This is a genomic window from Arthrobacter sp. E70 (genome assembly GCF_058266945.1).
On the sequence record NZ_JBYQFR010000001.1, the window covers coordinates 74,890 to 93,002 of the forward strand.

Genomic DNA, 18,113 nt, shown 5'->3' on the forward strand with positions numbered 1-18,113 from the left:
ATCCGGCGGCTATCACTGGCAACATTAGCCCCAGCGGGCTACAGCAACAACGGGAAAATGGGGTTGGGGATAACCAATACGGTAATTTGGGACGGTGCTGATCTCTGACCGCGACATTCGTGCCGAAATAGACTCCCAGCGGATCGTGCTGGAACCCTTCGAACCCGCGATGGTCCAGCCGTCGTCCGTGGATGTCCGGATCGACAAGTTCTTCCGGTTGTTCGACAACCACAAGTACGCGCACATCGACCCCGCCCAGGAGCAGCCCGAGTTGACGCGCCTGGTGGAGGTGGAGCAGGACGAGGCGTTCATCCTGCACCCCGGCGAGTTCGTCCTGGGCTCAACCTATGAGACGGTCACCCTGCCCGATGACATCGCCGCCCGGCTGGAAGGTAAGTCGTCCCTGGGCCGCCTGGGCCTGCTGACGCACTCCACGGCCGGGTTCATCGACCCCGGTTTCTCCGGCCACGTGACCCTTGAGCTCTCCAACATGGCCACATTGCCCATCAAGCTGTGGCCGGGCATGAAGATTGGCCAGCTGTGCTTCTTCCGGCTGAGCTCCGCCGCGGAGTTCCCCTATGGCCAGGGCGAATACGGCAACCGCTACCAGGGCCAGCGTGGTCCTACCGCCAGCCGCAGCCACCTGAACTTCCACCGCACCAGCATCTAGCAGGGCCTTACGCCTGCGCGGCGACTGCCGGCTTCCGGACGAACGCCTTGGTCAGCGGTTCCACGTAGCGGGCGGCCAGCGGCCCCATCACGGCCATGATCAGCACATAGGTGGTGGCCAGGGCCGCGAGTTCGCGCGGGACTGCTCCGGAGGCCACCGCCAGGCCGGCGATGACTATCGAGAATTCGCCGCGGGCCACGAGTGCGGCGCCGGCACGGAAGCGGCCGGGCCGGGCGATGCCGGCGCGCTTTGCCGCCCAGATGCCGGTGGCCATCTTGGTGCCTGCCGTAGCCACCGCCAGGACCAGCGCCCAGCCGAGCACCGGCGGGATGGTGGCGGGATCGGTATTGAGCCCGAAAGCCACGAAGAAGATGGCCGCGAACAGGTCCCGCAGCGGTTCAAGGATGCGTGTGGCGCTGTGCGCCGTAGAGCCGGAAATGGCGATGCCCAGCATGAAGGCCCCCACCGCGGCGGACACCTGCATGGCGGACGCCGCGCCCGCCACCAGCAAGGCCGCCCCGAGGACGTTGAGCAGGAAGACCTCGGAGTTCTCGCTGTGGACAGCCTTGGAAACGTGGTGCCCGTGCCGCAGCGCCACCATCAGGACCAGGCTCACCACGGCCAGGGCGATTCCAACGGTGGTCAGGCCGCCCAGGAAACTCACCCCCGCCAGGGTGGCCGTGAGGATGGGAAGGTAGACGGCCATGGCCAGGTCCTCGAACACCAGGATGGACAGCACCACAGGCGTTTCGCGGTTGCCCAGCCTGCCCAGGTCCGTGATGACCTTGGCGGCGATGCCGGACGAGGAAATGTACGTGACCCCGCCCATGACCATGGCGCCGACGAAGCCCCAGTGCAGTAATAGGGCAAGCGCTGCGCCCGGTACGAAGTTCAGGACCAGGTCAAGGACGCCGGCCTGCCACGAGCGGCGCAGCCCGGTAAACAGCTCAGCGGCCGTATATTCCAGCCCGAGCATAAGAAGGAGGAGGATGACGCCGATTTCGCCCGAGAGATGTGCGAACTCGTGCATACCTTCGAGCTTGACGATGCCGCCGGCACCAAACGCGAGGCCCCCCAGGAGGTAGAGCGGGATGGGGGACATCCCGATCCGTCCGGCCAGCCGTGCCAGGAGGCCGAGGCAGAACACGACGGCCCCCAGTTCGATGAGGGTCAGGGCCAACGGGTCCATGGGACTTAGCCGTGGCGCAGGATATTGGCCGCCGAGTCGAGGCCTTCCTGGGTACCCACCGCCACCAACAGGTCGCCGGGGTGGAGCACGACGTCGGGCCCCGGCGAGGGCAGGACCTCACCTTCACGCATGATTGCCACAATCGACACGCCGCACCGGGTGCGGATGCAGGCCTTCCCCATGGGCTGGTTCTGGAACGGGGAATCCGCGGCGATGGAGAACTGCCGGGTGACGATGCCGGGCACGTCCTTGTGCTCTTCCGCGAGTTTCATGGCCAGGTGCTGGCCGCCCAGGAGGTTCCCAAGGGTGGCGGCTTCGTCGCTGGTCAGCGGAATCGACGCCTGGCAGGTATCGGGGTCGTCCCAGGTGGAAACGATGAGTTCCGTCTGGCCTTCCCACCGCTCCACGACGCCGATGCGGCGGCCGGAAGCGGTCATGAAGTCCTTCCGCCGGCCGAGGCCCGGAAGGTTGGTTTCTTCCACGTTCATGGTTCCAGCCTAGTCTGCCAGGCAACACCTGGCCGGGGTGTGTTCCAAGGGCGAACAGGCCGCTCCGTCAGGTGACGGGGACCACCGCAATCGGGGCTTTTCCCGGCGATTTCACCGGCAGCAGGACCAGGAGCCCGGCCAGGAGCACCACCATGATCCCCAGGATGCCCCAGCGCTGCGCCTCTCCAGCCGGCACCAGCGGGGTGGCCAAGGTGATGCACAAGGTGAACAGGGCCGGTGCCAGGAAGCTGACCGCGCGTCCGGTGGTGGCGTACAGCCCGAAGAGTTCGCCTGACTCACCGTGCGGGGCGAGCCGGGCGAGGTAGGCGCGGGAGGAGGACTGGGCGGGGCCCACGAACAGGCAGAGGAACAGCCCGAACACCCAGAACGTGGTGCTGCCGGTCCAGTCCATACCGAAGAAGTTGTACGTGCCGTTGCCCAGGAGCAGGATCGCGGTTCCGGCCACGAGCAGTCCCACCAGGGAGCCCGCGATCACGGCCTTCGGGCCCACCTTGTCGTCCAGGAAGCCGCCGGCCACGGCGCCGATGGCCGCCACGACGTTCCCGAAAATGGCGAAGAAAATGACCTGCGACAGCGTAAAGCCGAAGGTCCCGGCCGCGATGATCCCGCCGAAGGTGAAGACAGCAGCCAAACCGTCACGGAACACGGCGCTGGCCAGCAGGAAGTAGATGGTGTGCGGGCTGGTGGCGTATATCGCCTTGATCCGCCGGAACAGCAGGCCGTAGCTGGCCAGGAATCCCAGGCGCCGGGCCTGCGGGGTCCGCGGCAGCTCGGGGACCGCGAAGAGGACGGGGAGGGCGAAGACAAAGAACCACAGGGCGGAGAAGACAGCTACCAGCCGGATGTTGAGGCTGTCCTGGGTGGACGCGCCGAACCACTGAAAGGCCGGCTGGACGAAGAGCTGCAGGACGACCAGGAGGGCCACGATGCCCCCCAGGTAGCCGGCGCCCCAGCCAAGGCCGCTGACCTTTCCGATGTTCGCCGGCGTGGAGACCTGGGCGAGCATGGCGTTGTAGTTGACACCGGCGAATTCGAAGAAGACGTTGCCCAACGCGATCAGCGATACGCCGAGGAGCAGGAATTCCGGCCGCGGGAACACGAAGAAGCACAGTCCCGTGAGGATGGCGACGGCGGCGGAATTGACTCCCAGCCACAGCTTGCGCCGCCCCCCGGCATCCGAACGCTGCCCGGTGACCGGTGCCAGCAGTGCGATGGCGAAGCCGGCCACCGCCAGGGCCGCGCCCAGGACAGCCGACGCACTGTCCTCGCCCCCGAAGGCGTTGGACGTCAGGTACACGGTGAAGACGAACGTGGTCATCACGGCGTTGAAGGCGGCGGATCCCCAGTCCCAGGAGGCCCAGGCCAGGACCTGCCCTTTGCTGGAGGAAGTTCCGGCTTCGAGTTCGGAGGCGGGCCGCATCGCCCCGGGAGCGCTGGCGCTGTTCATAGGGTGCATAGTATCCGCCGGTGGCGAACACCCGGCGGACGCCGGACCCCTGACACCGTGGAATCCAGCCGTTCGCGGAGGCCTGGGCCGGGCGGCTTGCGCAAGAGCCTTGATAAACTGGCTTCTCCCGGATCCAACTCTTTTGCCGCCTGCTCCAACTTTTTGACAATCGAATCCCTGACGTTGCGGAGAAACCAGTGATAACAGTCCTTGCCGTGCACTTTTCGGTGGCTGTCCTGGCGCCCTTCCTCTTCCGGGCCCGGGGGCGGAACGCGTTCTACGCACTGGCGGCCGTTCCCGGGGTTTCCTTCGGGTGGCTCCTCTTCCAGCACGGCTCCATCTATTCGGGATCCGGCGCGGTGGCGGAGGTTTTCGAGTGGATTCCCGGGCTCCACCTAGAGCTCGCCTTCCGCATGGATGCCCTGGCCTGGGTCATGTCCCTGCTGGTGCTTGGGGTGGGTTCCCTGGTGCTGGTGTACTGCGCGCGCTACTTCAAAAAGAAGGACCAGGACCTTGGCGCGTTCGGCGCCCAGCTGCTGGCCTTCGCAGGTGCCATGTTCGGCCTGGTGGTGGCGGACGACCTCCTGCTGTTGTTCATTTTTTGGGAACTGACCACCATCCTGTCCTACCTTCTGATCGGTTTTGCCCGCACCCGGCTGTCGGCCCGCCGCTCTGCCCTGCAGGCCCTGATGGTCACCACCGCCGGCGGACTGGCGATGCTGGTGGGCCTCATCATGCTCGGCCAGGCAGCCGGGACCTACCGCATCTCCAGCATCCTGGAGCAGGCCCCCGCGCTGGTGGACGGCACGTCCGGCGCCATGGTGGGTGGCGCCGTCGTCCTCATCCTGGTGGGTGCCATCACCAAGTCCGCCCTGGTTCCGTTCCACTTCTGGCTGCCCGGCGCCATGGCCGCGCCCACCCCCGTCAGCGCCTACCTGCACGCCGCCGCGATGGTCAAGGCCGGCATCTACCTGGTGGCGCGCCTGGCCCCGGGCTTCTCGGAGACGTCCTACTGGCAGCCCGTGGTCCTGGGGCTGGGCCTGGCCACCATGCTGGTGGGCGGCTACCGGGCGCTGCGGCAGACCGACATCAAGCTGATCCTCGCCTACGGCACCGTCAGCCAGCTGGGCTTCCTCACCATGGTGGTGGGCCTGGGAACGCCTGACGCCGCGCTGGCGGGCCTTGCCATGCTGCTGGCCCACGGCCTGTTCAAGGCAACGCTCTTCCTGGTGGTGGGCATCATCGACCACCAGTCCGGGACCCGGGACGTCCGCAAACTCTCCGGCGTCTTCCGCTCCTCGCGCGCGCTGGGGATCGTGGCGGCCATCGGTGCGGCGTCCATGGCGGGCGTTCCCCTGATGGGCGGTTTCGTGGCCAAGGAATCGGTGCTGGAAGCGTTCGTGCACCACGCGAACGGGCCGCACTCCGGCCCATGGGGCATGGTGGTCCTGGTTGGCCTGGTGCTGGGTTCCGTCCTCACCTTCGCCTACAGTGCCCGTTTCATGTGGGGCGCGTTCGCCGTCAAGCCAGGCGTGGACCCCACCCCCTTCAAGGCGGTCAGGCCTTCATTCCTTGCTGCCCCCGCCATCCTCAGCCTCCTCACCATCGTGTACGGGCTGTGGCCGGTGCCCGTTGACGTCTGGATCCAGCCGTACGCGGCGCTGTTCGCCTCCACAGCGCCCGACGCCGGCACTCCCGTTGAGCAGGCCGGCCACCTTGCGCTGTGGCACGGCTTCACTCCCGCGCTTGGGCTGACGGCCGTCACCTTCGTGCTGGGCGTGGCCATGTACGTTGGCCGCAACGCGGTGGCCCGCGCGCAGTCGCTGGTCCCCTCGTGGGTGGACGGCGACCGCGGTTACCAGCTCACGATCGGTGCACTGGACGACGTGGCCGTCTGGATCACCGGCCGTACCCAGCGCGGTTCGCTGTACTACTACCTTGCCGTGATCCTCAGCGTGGCGTTCGTGCTGCCGCTCTCCGTGATCCTCCTGGCCGGCAAGGACCTGCCGGCGGACATCTACCTGGTGGATCCCAATTCCCCGCTGCAGCTGGTGGCCGGCGTGGGGATCGTCATCGGCGCCCTGGCCGCGGTCCGGGCCAACAAGCGCTTCCTTGCCGTGCTGATGGTGTCCGTCACCGGCTACGGCATCGCACTGCTGTTCGCCCTCCAGGGCGCCCCGGACCTGGCCCTGACCCAGATGCTCGTGGAGACCATCATCCTGGTGGCGTTCGTGCTGGCGATGCGCAGCCTTCCCGCCGAACTGCGGGACCGTACCGGGGGCAGGTACCGGGTGCTGCGCGTCATCATCGGGCTGGGGTTCGGCGTGACCATGGTGTTCGCCGCGATCTTCGCCATGGGCGCCCGGACCGCCATTCCGGTATCGCTGCAGTTTCCGCAGCTGGCCTATGAGGGCGGCGGCGGGCTGAACGTGGTCAACGTGACCCTGGTGGACATCCGCGCCTGGGACACGTTCGGGGAAATCAGCGTCCTGGCGCTCGCCGCCACCGGCGTAGCAAGCCTGATCTTCGTGCGCGGCCGCGGTGAGCGGCTGCAGTCCTCCGCGTCCGTTGCCGAGGGCACCGTGGGCCGCTTCCACGGGGTTGATCCGGGCTCCCGCGACGGCGCGGCGCTGGCCGTCAGCCGGAAGTTCGCGGCCGCCGCGCGCGACCCCTGGATCGTGGCCGGACGCACGCTCGCTCCGGAACGGCGGTCCATCATCTTCGAGGTGGTCACCCGCCTGATCTTCCACTCCATGATCATCTTCTCGCTCTACCTGCTGCTGGCCGGCCACAACCTGCCCGGCGGCGGCTTTGCGGGCGGCCTCACCGCTGGCCTGGCCCTGACCATCCGGTACCTGGCCGGCGGCCGGTTCGAGCTCCGGGAGGCCGCGCCCCTGAGCGCCGGTGCCCTGCTGGGTTCCGGCCTGGCGCTGGCAGCCGTGTCCGGCGTGATGCCCCTGCTGCTGGGCGGCCAGGTGTTCCAGTCCGCCATCATCGAAATCTGGCTTCCGGTGTTCGGGGACATCAAGTTCGTCACCTCCACCATCTTCGACATCGGTGTCTACACGGTGGTGGTCGGCCTGGTGCTGGACGTCCTGCGGAGCCTGGGCGCCGAAATCGACGAGCACTTCGAGGAACGGTCAGCAGGCTCCGGGCACCGACGGGAAGACCGTCCCCAGCTGCAGCAGGAAGAGGAACCGGGCGGAATGCCTGCCGAGACCACCGCAAAGGGCAAAGCATGAGCATCAACCTGACCCTCCTGATCGTCATGGGTGCCCTCTACGCGTGCGGAATCTACCTGATCCTGGAACGCAGCCTGACCCGGGTGCTGCTGGGGCTGATGCTGCTGGCCAACGCCACCAACCTGCTGATCCTGGCAACCGGCGGCTACGCGGGCCTGGCCCCGCTGTTTTCCAAGGACATCCCCGCCCAGGACTACAACGACCCACTGCCGCAGGCCCTGATCCTCACATCGATCGTGATCTCGTTCGCCGTCACGGCGTTCATGCTCGGCATCATCTACCGCACCTGGGTGCTGGCGCGCCAGGACGACATCCAGGACGACGTGGAAGACCTCCGGGTGGCCGAAACCCCGAGCTTCGACGCCGAAGACGACGCCGAGGTTCCGGCCGAGACATCCGAATTCCCGCTGGCAACAGTCACCGCGGGCGGCCGTGAAATTCCCGCCGAGGACGCCGCGGCGGAGGAGCAGCCCGGCTCACTCAACGTCGACCCCCGCCCCGTCAAACGCAGTCCGGAAGGAGGCGGAAAGTGAACATGGCACCCCTGGCTCCGCTCGCCGTCGTACTTCCCATCCTGGGCGCCGCCCTGACCTTCCTGCTGATCCGGCACTCCCGCGCCCAGCGGGCGGTCAGCATCGCGCTGCTGTCCCTGACCCTGGCGCTCGAATGCCTCCTGCTGGCCTCGGCATGGGAGAGCGGAACCGCCGCGGTGACCATCGGCGGCTGGCTGCCGCCCTGGGGCATCGTGATGGTGGTGGACCAGTTCTCCTCCCTGATGCTGGTGGTCTCCTCCGCGGTGAGCCTGGCCGTGCTGGTGTATGCCACCGGGCAGGGCATGGCCGACGGCGACCAGGACGCCCCGGTCTCGATCTTCCACCCCACCTACCTGATCCTGGTGGCGGGGGTGTCCAACGCCTTCCTTTCCGGCGACCTCTTCAACCTCTACGTGGGCTTCGAGATCCTGCTGACCGCAAGCTACGTGCTGATGACGCTGGGCGGCACCGGGCCCCGCATCCGCGCCGGCGTGACCTACGTGGTGGTGTCCGTGGTGTCCTCGGTCCTGTTCCTGATCGCCATCGCCATGGTCTACGGCGCCACCGGGACCGTGAACATGGCCGACCTCGCCGTGAAGCTGGGGGAACTGGACCAGGGCACCAGGACGCTGCTGCACGTCATGCTGCTGGTGGCGTTCGGCATCAAGGCCGCCGTGTTCCCGCTGTCCTTCTGGCTCCCTGACTCCTACCCCACGGCCCCCGCCCCGGTCACCGCCGTGTTCGCCGGCCTGCTCACCAAGGTGGGCGTGTACGCGATGGTCCGGACCGAGACACTGCTGTTCCCGGGCGATGCCCTGAACGCCCCCCTGATGGTGGCGGCACTGCTCACCATGGTGGTGGGCATCCTTGGCGCCCTGGCGCAAAGCGACATCAAGCGACTGCTCTCGTTCACCCTGGTCAGCCACATCGGCTACATGGTGTTCGGGCTGGCCATGTCCTCCGCCGCCGGGCTGGCCGCGGCGGTCTTCTACGTGGCCCACCACATCACCATCCAGACCAGCCTCTTCCTGGTGACCGGCCTGATCGAACGGCGGGGAGGCAGCTCCTCCGTGGACCGGCTGGGCGGACTGGCCAAGATCTCGCCCCTGCTGGCACTGCTGTTCTTCATCCCCGCCATGAACCTCGCCGGAATTCCCCCCTTCTCCGGGTTCCTGGGCAAGGTGGGTCTGCTGCAGGCCGGCGTGGAACTGGGGACGCCGCTTGCCTATGCCCTGGTGGTCGGCGGCGTGGTTACCAGCCTCCTGACCCTGTTGGCCGTCGCCCGGGTCTGGAACCGTGCGTTCTGGCGCCGGCCCACGGACGCCGAGCATCCGGACCCGGTGCTCCTTGCCGCGCCGGCGGCGAGGGTTTCCGGGCCCGGAGCCAAGCTCAACGACACGGTGACGCTGCTGCCGCGCACCATGGTGGGCTCCACCATGGGCCTGGTGGCCATCGGGGTTGCCCTGACCGTCTTTGCCGGGCCGCTGTTCGAGCTGTCCGGCCACGCGGCACGGGACATGCTGGACCGGACCCCGTACATCCAGGCGGTCCTCGGCGAGGGATCACCCGTTCCGGCCACCCCTGTGGTGGGAGGACGACGATGAGCCGGCAAAGGATTTCCCTGCGCCAGGAGCTGCCGCTGCTGGTGTGGCTGGTGGTTGTGTGGGGGGCCCTGTGGCAGGACTTCAGCCCTGGCAACCTCCTGTTCGGCGCGCTGCTGGCGGTGGGCGTCGCGCGGCTGTTCTACCTTCCGCCGGTGGAGCTGAGCGGCCGGTTCAACATGCTGTATGCAGTCCCCTTCGCCCTGGTGTTCCTGGGCAAGGTGGTGGTGGCCAGCGCCCAGGTGCTCTACCTTGCCGTGGTCCGCGGGCCCCGGGTGACCAACGCCATCGTCGCTGTAAGGCTGCGGAGCCACCAGGACCTCATAGTCACCGCCACCGGGCACGTGATCTCCCTGATTCCCGGATCCCTCGTGGTGGAGGTGGACAGGTCCACCTCCACGCTGTACCTGCACGCGATCAACATCACCTCGCGGGAAGACGTGGAAAGCCTGCGGAATGAGGTGCGGTCCATCGAGGCCGGCCTGATCCGGATCATGGGCACGCGGGAGGAACTGGAAGCAGTCCGAAAGGAAACAGCCGCATGATGGACGCAGTCCTGGCGGTCACCGCCGTCATCTTCTCCCTGGCCGCCGCCGGGGCGATCATCAGGATCGCCCGCGGCCCCTCGCTGCTGGACCGGGTGCTCGCCGCCGACGTGCTGCTGGCCATCCTGGCCGGCGCCCTGTGCATCGATATGGCGGTGAACCGCCACCTGAACAACCTCATGCTGGTGGTGGCCATCTCCATCATCGGCTTCATCGGGTCCGTCACCGTGGCCAGGTTCGTTGCCGACCGGAGGGTGGACCCCAATGAATCCTGACTTGTCCCGTCCGGATGGCTGGGTCGACGTGGTCTCGGCCGTTTTCATGGTGGTCGGCGCACTGATGTCCCTGGCGGCCGCCATCGGCCTGCTGCGCTTCCCGGACCTGATGTCCCGGATGCACGCGGCCACCAAGCCCCAAGTCCTGGGGCTGTTCCTGCTGCTGGCAGCCATCGGCCTCCAGCTGCGGACGTGGTGGGTGTGGCCGGTGCTGCTGGTGGCCTGGGTCTTCCAGCTCCTCACGGTCCCCGTGTCCGCCCACATGGTGGGCCGGGCGGGGTACCGCACCAAGCACCTGCACCGGGAACTGCTCAGCGCGGACGAGCTTGAAGCCGTAGTGCAGAAAGCCGCCGCCGAGGCTGCCCGGAAGGACAGCTCCGACGACGGCGGGACGCGCTAGTTCCTAGACGATGTCCTGGCTCTTGGCGAAGCGGGCGATGGCGCGCTGGGTGCCGCGGTTGGCCAGGACCTGGATGATGGCGCTGACCGATGCCGAGATCAGCGCGAAGGTCAGGGCCGAACGCAGGCTCGTTGGGACATCCTCGTTCTTGCCGGTGGGCGCCTTCTGCCCGGTGGTCTTTTCCCAGATGCCGTTGACCAGCTTGGTGCCGGCCAGGCCTGCGAGGAGGCTCACCCCGGTCCCGAGCAGCTTGATGAAAAGGTTCATTCCCAGTACTCCTTGACAGCGGAAAGCGGACTTCCTCCAGCCTAGCCGTACACCCGGGCGCGCCAGGGTAGGCCCGCCCGCCGTGGCCTTTCCCGCAGTGCCCTATCCCGCAGGGGGCTCCGTGCGGAACTTGATCATCTTGTGGGTTCCGTCGCAGTAGGGCTTGATGGCCGAGGCCCCGCACCGGCACAACGCCACGGTCTTGCGGTCGCGGGGCACCAGGCCGCCGGAGGGCGTGACGATCTCAAACCCGCCCCGCACAATTAGTGGCCCGTTCGGACACACCACAATGGAACTGGCGGCCGGTTCCCCGGCGCTATGTCCTGCGGTCGGCTGCTCCTGGTTCACATCTGCTCCTCTGTGGTTGGTGCGTGGGTTTTTCCCTGGTGGCGCAACCGGAGTTCGGCCTCCGAGTGGGCTGCCGCTTTGAGCCGGGAACCCGCGTACGGAATACCGCCCGCCAGCCGGAAACCGAGTGCCAGCCAGATGCAGACCGCGCGTTCCAATGTCCAGAGCGGGGCGAAGCATGCAGCAACGGCTGGAAAGACTGCGCGCCCGCCATGCCGCCGGCGGCCGATTTCCGCCGTTGCGGTGGCCGCGCCCGCCAGCATCAGGAGATACAGGCCCCGCATCCTGGCGGGAAGCGCGGCGGCGCAGGCAGCTGCGGGGAGCAGCGCGAGTTCGGCTGCCAGGCGCGGCGGCTGGGCAAAGTCGTCGTACGCCTGCCGGATGCGCTGCCCCAAAAAGTGCCGGGGTGCCGGTGGTCGGCGCGCGACGAAAAGGTCCGGAACGATCCTTTCACGGCCGCCGGCAGCCTTGACGGTCCGGATCAGTTCCAGGTTCTCGAACAGGACGCCCTCGTACCCGCCGGTGGCAAGCAGCGCGCTTCGGCGCACGCCCAGTGTTCCGGGGTAATCCGCGGACCAGGCCCGGTTGACCAACGTCCTGGCCGTGTCCCACAAGGCGTGCCAGGGGAGGGGATCGAAGTAGTTTTGCGGGCGCACCACGTCCGCCGAGCTGAGGTGATGGACGACGGCGGCGAGGGACCCGCGCGTGTAGCGAACGTCGTCGTCGGCGATGACAAGGAACTCCCTGGCTGAGGCCCGGACACCCGTCAGCACGCCGGCAACCTTGCCGTTCTGCGTGCCGGGGGCGAGCGCGGGCTGTCCGGCCGAAAACAGTGCGGCATGGCCCGGCCCGGCCGATTCCGGCCGAATGTGGCGGACCGCGGCGGGGAAGGCAGCCCGGTGCCTGTCGAAAAGCCGCGATGGGGAGCCATCCACCACCGTCACGGGGATCCACTCCACCAGGAGCGTGAGATAGGCGGTGAGCTCAGGCAGCCCGGAGTCCGCCGTCGCAGCCCCTGGTTCGTCGGTCCAGCGCAGGGGAAGGATGTATTCGGCGTCCTCCCACGGCTGCGGCGCGGACGTCATGCCGCCACGGGTGCTGCCGCCCGCAGCGATGATTTCCCGGCCTCCCAGGAGCCCAGCAAGTGGGCCGAAAGCCGGCTGTCGATGGCCATGACCGCCGTGGCCCCGAACAGGACATCCGCCAGGAGTTCCGGCTCGGCCTCCACCAGTCCACCGGCCAGGTCCCGCCCGGCGATCTGTTCGTGCACGGCGTCGGCCTCCACATGTTCGTCGAAGTAGTGCGTGACTCCGGCGTCGAAACCATGGCGGCGGAAGCCGTTGCCATAAAAGCGGTTGGGCTGGGAGGACGTCATCTCATAGATGGCAAGGTGGCCCGTGATGGCGCCGCGAAGCCGCCGATTCAATCCGCACAGCGACATCAGGTTCACCGAAGCGAGGGAGACGGCGGGGACAGCGTCCAAGTAGGCGCCATAGCGGTCATCCAGCCCGAGGCCGCGCATGGTGCGGGCGAACAGGGCACTGTGCATCCGTTCGGGCCGGCCGCCCCCGTACTCGTCCGCCTGGATTTCCACGAGCGCCGCCTTGGCCCGGCCGCTGAGGCGGGGAATGGCCCAGGTATGCGGATCGGCTTCCTTCAGCTGGTACACCGATTTGTGGACCAGGAACTCCTTCAGCTGCTCCAGCGAAGCCTTCCTGGCCACGTAGCGCGAGACACTGGGGCCGGTGTCGCTGGCGGCCAGGTCGAAGAGGATATTGGCGACGTCGTCGCTGGCCAAGCCGTCGCTGGACGGGCCGTCCCCGGGGAAGGCGCCGGTGGCAGGAAGGCCGTGTTTCCCGGCGATCTTCCGCGCGGCCTGGCGGAGCGCCTTTTCGAAGGGCTCCTCGATCATCCGCCGGATCCGGATCAGTCCCGGCTCCCACTCCCAGTCGTCGGCGACGCCGTCAAGGCCTGAGTAGTGCAGTTCGTAGAGGCTGAAGAGGGAGAGCTGGATGTCCTCGTGGCCGATGATGTCCCCGGCCCGGGCCAGCTGTGCCGCCACCAGGGCCTCCAGTGCGTCCAGGTCAGCCGCGGAAGAAGCCGGCGCCTGCACCAGGATTTTGAACAGGGCGCTGCTGATGGGTCCTCTGGTGTCCGGGATTCTCATGGTGCTCCTTGGTCTTCTGCCGCGCCGATGCCGGGAACAACCACGGGGGCGCCGGTGCGCGGTGCTGGCATGCCCTGTCCTCCTCGAAACCCGGGAGGAACATAGTAAGCATGGCTTAGTAATTAATGCTACGCAGAACCAGGGCGCGCCGGATGCGGGCCGGTAACGGGTTAGGGTGGAACGCAGAACCGTTTGGCAGGAAGCGGCATCCCCGTCCCTCCGTATGCTTCCGGTGGCGACCAGTCCAGCCGGAGCAACGCCATGGTTCAAGAATCCCTCGCCCCTGAACACCCCCTGCAACTGTCCCAGTATTTCCAGGACCTGCAGGACCTGCAGGATCTGGTGCTGGACAGCCCGGACGTCGGAGTCTTCCTCAACGAACTGGCCACGGTAGCAGCCGAGGGCCTTTCAGCCGCCCCGTTCGTGCCCGCTGTCTGCGGCGTGACCCTGTTCCGGCGGAAGAAGGCCACCACGGTGGCCAGCAGCGACCCCACCGCCAAGGAGATGGACGAACTGCAGAACACCTTCCGCGAGGGACCGTGCCTGACGGCCATGGGGGAGATGCGGAGCATCCTGGTGCCCGACACCGCGCGGGAGCACCGGTGGCCCGGTTACGTCGCCGCGGCAGCGGGGCAGGGCATCCGGTCCATCCTGTCGGTGCCGTTGCTGGTGGATGACACAACCCGGGCGGCCCTGAACCTGTACGCGTCGCGCAGCGATGCCTTCAGCGGCCCGCACATCAGCCGCGCGGAGGCGTTCGCCGCCCAGGCGTCGAAGTCACTTCGGCTTGCGCTGAAGATTGCCCAACTCAACGACGCCCGCAACGACATGGCACTGGCCATGCAATCCAGGACCGCCATCGACCTCGCCGCCGGCATCATCATGGCCCAGAACCGGTGCAGCCAGGCGGCGGCCATGGAAATCATGAAGGCCGCTTCCAACGCCCGGAACATCAAGCTGCGGGAGCTGGCCCAGTCCATCGTCGAATCCGTGGGGGCCGGCGGCGGGGTTACCACGCACTTCGACGAATGAGCGGCAGCTACACCTCCAGCGCCGAGCCGAGGACGTCCCGGAGGGCTTCCACCACCAGGTCGTGGTCCTGCACCTGGGGCAGCCCGGACACGGTGACGGTGGCCACCGCTCCCACTCCCGTAACGACAATGGGGAAGGCGCCCCCGTGCGCGGCGTAGCGGGACTGGTCGAACCAGGCATGGTCTTCGATCCGGCCCCCGCCCAGCCGGCCCCGCAGGCCCACCAGGAGGGACGGCACCTCGTACCGTGCGGCGGTGCGCTGCTTGGCGCGGACCCAGTAGCCGTTGTCAGGCGTGGCGCCCGGCAGTGCAACATGGAACAGGACTTGCTCGCCCTTGGTGATGTCGATGGCGATGGGAAGGCCCCGCTCCTTGCCCAGTTCCACGAGGAGCAGGCCAAGGTTCAGGGCGTCATCCGGGGAAAACCCCGGGAACTGCAGCTCCCTGACCTCCGCCTCGACGCGGGCGATCAGGGCTTCCAGGGAACCCTCGGGCTGCGTGTCGAGGGAATCCGGATCGAACTCGGTCACATGCGGCGGATTGGCACTCATGCCCCACAATCTACCCCTCGCCAGGTGTAAACTTGACCACGCCCGCAAGGGCTGAAATACACGCCTAATTTGAACCAAAACCACCATTTACAACGACAGGGGAGCGCCGCCGTCGGCATCCTGGCCAGGCCGGGAACCGCAGGTGGGCGCTGAGAGTGCGGACCGCCGCAGACCCTCGAACCTGATCCGGTTAGTACCGGCGCAAGGGAGTCGAGTTCTCGAAGTGATTGGCAACGGCAGTCAACGCCGCATTGCCGCGCTTTCCCCTCCTGTTACCCAGGAGGATCACATGAGCACAGCAGCAATCAAGAAGACCACCAGCAAGTCCTGGCGCGTCGTGGACATTGTGGTGGCGGCCCTCGTCGCCATCGCCGGCGGCGTCATTTTCTGGGCCTGGTCCCAGGGCGCGGCCGCAGTATCCGTGCCGATGAACGCGGCCTACCCGCCCCTGACCGGCCTCATCGCCGGCGGCTGGATGATCCCCGGTGTCCTGGGGATGCTGATCATCCGCAAGCCCGGGGCGGCGCTGTTCTGCGAGACCGTGGCAGCTACCGGTGAACTCCTCATGGGTTCCCAGTACGGCACGTCCGTCCTGTTCTCCGGCTTCGTCCAGGGCCTGGGCGCGGAGATCATCTTCGCGATCTTCGTGTACCGCAAGTTCAACCTGCCCGTGTCCCTGCTGGCCGGTGCGGCATCAGGCCTCTTCTGCGGCCTGAACGACTCCTTCGCACCGTGGGGCTGGAACATCGCCTACTCCGGCGCGGACAAGCTGGCCTACATCCTCTTCTGCATGGTTTCCGGAGCCATCATTGCCGGCGCGCTGTCCTGGATCGCCACCCGCGGTTTGGCCCGCACGGGCGTCCTGAGCTCCTTCGCCTCGCGCAAGGCCGCCACGGAGCCCGTTTTCTCCTGATGCCCGCCGCTTACGGGGACGCCTCGGCTCCCGCCCGGCCTGCCGCCGTCACAGCCCGCGGCTGGGGCTGGCGGCATGCCGGCAGGTCCAAGCCTGCCGTCAACGCCCTCAACCTTGACATCAGCCCGGGGGAGCGCGTGCTCCTGCTGGGTCCCTCTGGCGCCGGGAAATCCACGCTCCTGCATGCCCTCGCGGGGGTGCTGGGGGACGTGAACGACGACGGCGAGGCCGGGGATGCCGACGAATCGGGTTCGCTGCTGGTCGACGGAGAATCCCCGCGCGCCCGGCGCGGCCATGCCGGGCTGATGCAGCAGGACCCGGAGACGCAGGTGGTCCTGTCACGGGTGGGCGACGACGTCGCCTTCGGCGCCGAGAACCTCGCGGTGCCCCGCGATGCCATCTGGCCGCGGGTGCACGAGGCGCTGGACGACGTCGGGCTCGCCCACCTTTCGCTGGACCACCCCACGTCGGCCCTGTCCGGCGGGCAGAAGCAGCGCCTGGCGCTGGCCGGCATCCTCGCCATGCGCCCCGGACTGATCCTGCTGGACGAACCCACCGCCAACCTGGACCCGGACGGAGTGCTGGAAGTCCGCGACGCCGTCGCGCGCTGCCTGGACAAGACCGGTGCCACGCTGGTGGTGGTGGAGCACCGGGTGTCCGTGTGGAAGGACGTCGTGGACCGGATCGTGGTCCTGCAGCCGGGCTCCGCCACTGACGATGCCGTACTCCTGGACGGGCCGCCGGACCGCGTGCTGGCCGAGGCCCGGACCATGCTCGCCGCCGCAGGCGTCTGGGTGCCCGGTTACGTGCCGGCAACACGAAGCCGTGCCGAGGTTCCGGCCGCCGGGACGGGCAACCTGCTGCTGGCGGCCGAGCGGCTCGCCGTTTCCCGGGAGCGTCCGGGCCGCCGCGGCTTCCGGAAGGTAGCGCCGGCCCCGGTCCAGGAAGGCCTCACCGCGCAGGTCCGGGCGGGGCAGGCACTCGCCATCACCGGGCCCAACGGAGCCGGAAAATCGACCTTCGCCCTGACGCTCGCCGGCTTGCTGGAGCCCGTGGCAGGGACGGTGTCCGCCACGATGGACCTCAGCCGCGGCGTAGGCATCGACCCCTACAAGTGGAAGGCCGAACAGCTGATTTCCCGGGTGGGCACCGTGTTCCAGGAGCCAGAGCACCAGTTCGTGACGGGCAAGGTGCTGGATGAACTGCGTTTCGGCCCACGGCACCTGGGGCACGGCGGGGAACGGGTCGACGAGCTGCTGGAGCGGCTCCGGCTCACGGCCCTGGTGGATGCCAACCCGTACACGCTGTCCGGCGGCGAGAAGCGGCGGCTGTCCGTAGCCACGGTCCTTGCCGCCAGCCCGCAGGTCCTGGTGCTGGACGAGCCCACCTTCGGGCAGGACGCCAACACCTGGGCGGAGCTGGCCTCGTTCCTGTCCGAACTCCTGGACGCCGGCACCGCGGTGGTCTCCGTGACGCACGATGCCGAGTTCACCGCCGCCCTGGGCGGGGCCGAACTGCGCATGGCCGCGGCGGAAGCGGTGGCGCCATGAGGCAGCAACTCACCCTGCGCGGCAACCACGCGCTCCTGACGCGGGCGAACCCGCTGAGCAAGTTCGCCGCCGTCGTGCTCATCACGGCGGTCCTGGCGCTGTCCATCGACTGGGTCTCCGCCTCGGTGGCCCTGGTGTTCGAGGTGCTCCTGTTCCCGCTTGCCGGCCTGACGCCGTCCTTGTTGTGGCAGCGCGGCTGGCCGCTGATCCTCGCCGCCGCCGTTGGGGGCTGGAGCACCTCCATCCTGGCTCCGGACAGCGGACGGATCCTGCTCGACGTCGGCATCTGGAGCATGAGCGAGGGGTCCCTGCAGCTGGGGATCGGGTTTTTGCTCCGCGGGTTCGCCATCGCGCTTCCCGCGGTGCTGCTCATGAGCTGCACCGATCCCACGGACCTCGCCGATGCACTGGCGCAAAAGGCGCGGCTGCCGCACCGCTTCGTCCTGGGAACCCTGGCAGCGATGCGCCTGGTGGGGCTGATGGCGGAGGAATGGCAGACCATTGGCATGGCCCGCCGGGCCCGCGGCGTTGGCTCCCGCGGCAGCGTGGCCCAGCGTGTCAAGGCAACGCTGGGGCAAAGCTTCGGCCTTTTGGTGCAGGCGATCCGCCGTGCGTCCCGGCTGGCGGTCACCATGGAGGCCAGGGGATTCGGCGGCGGCCCGCGGACCTGGGCGCGGGAATCCACCTACAGCCTGCTGGATGTGTGGGTGCTCGCCGGAGGTGTCCTGGTGGCCGGGCTTGCCCTGGCGGCCGCCGTATCCGCGGGGACATGGAACATGGTCTGGCTCGGCAGCTGACGCCGGAAACCTATCGCATCTACCGGGTAGTATCTGCCTGGTTGCCGCGCTTCCGTCAGGACGGGCCGCTCGGATAAC

19 protein-coding genes and 1 riboswitch are annotated in these 18,113 nt (G+C 68.0%); of the genes, 11 read left to right on the forward strand and 8 right to left on the reverse strand.

Going from position 1 to position 18,113, the window contains the following annotated elements; genetic code table 11:
- The first annotated feature begins 94 nt into the window (after nt 1-94).
- A complete protein-coding gene (gene dcd / locus AC3IMC_RS00300) occupies nt 95-670 on the forward strand; it encodes a dCTP deaminase (protein WP_221387392.1) in 576 nt (191 codons plus the stop codon).
- 7 nt (nt 671-677) lie between these two features.
- Here the strand turns inward: dcd and AC3IMC_RS00305 are convergent, their stop codons facing one another.
- From AC3IMC_RS00305 to AC3IMC_RS00315, 3 genes are all read right to left on the reverse strand, one after another.
- Nucleotides 678-1,859, reverse strand: coding sequence for a cation:proton antiporter (locus AC3IMC_RS00305; RefSeq protein ID WP_490916408.1), 1,182 nt, complete (start codon nt 1,857-1,859; stop codon nt 678-680).
- Between the two features lie 5 nt (nt 1,860-1,864).
- On the reverse strand, nt 1,865-2,347 hold the full coding sequence (locus tag AC3IMC_RS00310; protein WP_454484723.1) for a cation:proton antiporter regulatory subunit: 483 nt from the start codon (nt 2,345-2,347) through the stop codon (nt 1,865-1,867).
- Between the two features lie 67 nt (nt 2,348-2,414).
- On the reverse strand, nt 2,415-3,815 hold the full coding sequence (locus AC3IMC_RS00315) for an MFS transporter (RefSeq protein WP_490916409.1): 1,401 nt from the start codon (nt 3,813-3,815) through the stop codon (nt 2,415-2,417).
- Between the two features lie 197 nt (nt 3,816-4,012).
- Between AC3IMC_RS00315 and AC3IMC_RS00320 the strand changes: the two genes are divergently transcribed.
- The 6 genes from AC3IMC_RS00320 to mnhG are packed head-to-tail and all read left to right on the forward strand — an operon-like array spanning nt 4,013 to nt 10,411.
- Entirely contained in the window at nt 4,013-7,057 is a 3,045-nt protein-coding gene (locus tag AC3IMC_RS00320; RefSeq protein ID WP_490916410.1) for a Na+/H+ antiporter subunit A, read from the forward strand.
- The gene (locus AC3IMC_RS00325; protein WP_490916411.1) at nt 7,054-7,590 is read left to right on the forward strand and encodes a Na(+)/H(+) antiporter subunit C; all 537 of its coding nucleotides are present in this window, start codon (nt 7,054-7,056) and stop codon (nt 7,588-7,590) included. The genes AC3IMC_RS00320 and AC3IMC_RS00325 overlap by 4 nt, the downstream gene beginning before the upstream one ends.
- Nucleotides 7,587-9,194, forward strand: a complete 1,608-nt coding sequence (locus AC3IMC_RS00330; RefSeq protein WP_490916412.1) for a Na+/H+ antiporter subunit D — start codon at nt 7,587-7,589, stop codon at nt 9,192-9,194. Before AC3IMC_RS00325 ends, AC3IMC_RS00330 begins: the two co-directional genes overlap by 4 nt.
- Nucleotides 9,191-9,736, forward strand: coding sequence for a Na+/H+ antiporter subunit E (locus AC3IMC_RS00335; RefSeq protein ID WP_490916413.1), 546 nt, complete (start codon nt 9,191-9,193; stop codon nt 9,734-9,736). Before AC3IMC_RS00330 ends, AC3IMC_RS00335 begins: the two co-directional genes overlap by 4 nt.
- On the forward strand, nt 9,733-10,011 hold the full coding sequence (locus tag AC3IMC_RS00340) for an MrpF/PhaF family protein (RefSeq protein WP_490916414.1): 279 nt from the start codon (nt 9,733-9,735) through the stop codon (nt 10,009-10,011). The genes AC3IMC_RS00335 and AC3IMC_RS00340 overlap by 4 nt, the downstream gene beginning before the upstream one ends.
- Entirely contained in the window at nt 10,001-10,411 is a 411-nt protein-coding gene (gene mnhG / locus AC3IMC_RS00345; protein WP_490916415.1) for a monovalent cation/H(+) antiporter subunit G, read from the forward strand. The genes AC3IMC_RS00340 and mnhG overlap by 11 nt, the downstream gene beginning before the upstream one ends.
- A gap of 3 nt (nt 10,412-10,414) precedes the next feature.
- Here the strand turns inward: mnhG and AC3IMC_RS00350 are convergent, their stop codons facing one another.
- From AC3IMC_RS00350 to AC3IMC_RS00365, 4 genes are all read right to left on the reverse strand, one after another.
- A complete protein-coding gene (locus AC3IMC_RS00350) occupies nt 10,415-10,678 on the reverse strand; it encodes a DUF4235 domain-containing protein (RefSeq protein ID WP_221387402.1) in 264 nt (87 codons plus the stop codon).
- A gap of 102 nt (nt 10,679-10,780) precedes the next feature.
- A complete protein-coding gene (locus AC3IMC_RS00355) occupies nt 10,781-11,026 on the reverse strand; it encodes a CDGSH iron-sulfur domain-containing protein (RefSeq protein ID WP_490916416.1) in 246 nt (81 codons plus the stop codon).
- Nucleotides 11,023-12,111 carry a glycosyltransferase family 2 protein gene (locus tag AC3IMC_RS00360; RefSeq protein ID WP_490916417.1) on the reverse strand — a complete coding sequence of 363 codons (1,089 nt, stop codon included), beginning with the start codon at nt 12,109-12,111 and terminating at the stop codon, nt 11,023-11,025. The genes AC3IMC_RS00355 and AC3IMC_RS00360 overlap by 4 nt, the downstream gene beginning before the upstream one ends.
- On the reverse strand, nt 12,108-13,193 hold the full coding sequence (locus AC3IMC_RS00365) for an iron-containing redox enzyme family protein (protein WP_490916418.1): 1,086 nt from the start codon (nt 13,191-13,193) through the stop codon (nt 12,108-12,110). Before AC3IMC_RS00365 ends, AC3IMC_RS00360 begins: the two co-directional genes overlap by 4 nt.
- Before the next feature lie 261 nt (nt 13,194-13,454).
- Here AC3IMC_RS00365 and AC3IMC_RS00370 point away from each other — a divergent pair, with 261 nt between their 5' ends.
- Nucleotides 13,455-14,225 carry a GAF and ANTAR domain-containing protein gene (locus AC3IMC_RS00370; protein ID WP_490916419.1) on the forward strand — a complete coding sequence of 257 codons (771 nt, stop codon included), beginning with the start codon at nt 13,455-13,457 and terminating at the stop codon, nt 14,223-14,225.
- 7 nt (nt 14,226-14,232) lie between these two features.
- Here AC3IMC_RS00370 and AC3IMC_RS00375 read toward each other — a convergent pair whose 3' ends face one another.
- Nucleotides 14,233-14,775 carry a heme-degrading domain-containing protein gene (locus tag AC3IMC_RS00375; protein ID WP_490916420.1) on the reverse strand — a complete coding sequence of 181 codons (543 nt, stop codon included), beginning with the start codon at nt 14,773-14,775 and terminating at the stop codon, nt 14,233-14,235.
- An 87-nt stretch (nt 14,776-14,862) separates the two neighbouring features.
- Nucleotides 14,863-15,001, forward strand: a riboswitch (TPP riboswitch).
- A gap of 63 nt (nt 15,002-15,064) precedes the next feature.
- Between AC3IMC_RS00375 and AC3IMC_RS00380 the strand changes: the two genes are divergently transcribed.
- The 3 genes from AC3IMC_RS00380 to AC3IMC_RS00390 are packed head-to-tail and all read left to right on the forward strand — an operon-like array spanning nt 15,065 to nt 18,035.
- On the forward strand, nt 15,065-15,688 hold the full coding sequence (locus AC3IMC_RS00380; protein WP_490916421.1) for an ECF transporter S component: 624 nt from the start codon (nt 15,065-15,067) through the stop codon (nt 15,686-15,688).
- On the forward strand, nt 15,688-17,238 hold the full coding sequence (locus AC3IMC_RS00385; protein WP_490916423.1) for an ABC transporter ATP-binding protein: 1,551 nt from the start codon (nt 15,688-15,690) through the stop codon (nt 17,236-17,238). The genes AC3IMC_RS00380 and AC3IMC_RS00385 overlap by 1 nt, the downstream gene beginning before the upstream one ends.
- A complete protein-coding gene (locus AC3IMC_RS00390; protein WP_490916424.1) occupies nt 17,235-18,035 on the forward strand; it encodes an energy-coupling factor transporter transmembrane component T family protein in 801 nt (266 codons plus the stop codon). The genes AC3IMC_RS00385 and AC3IMC_RS00390 overlap by 4 nt, the downstream gene beginning before the upstream one ends.
- Nucleotides 18,036-18,113 lie beyond the last annotated feature (78 nt).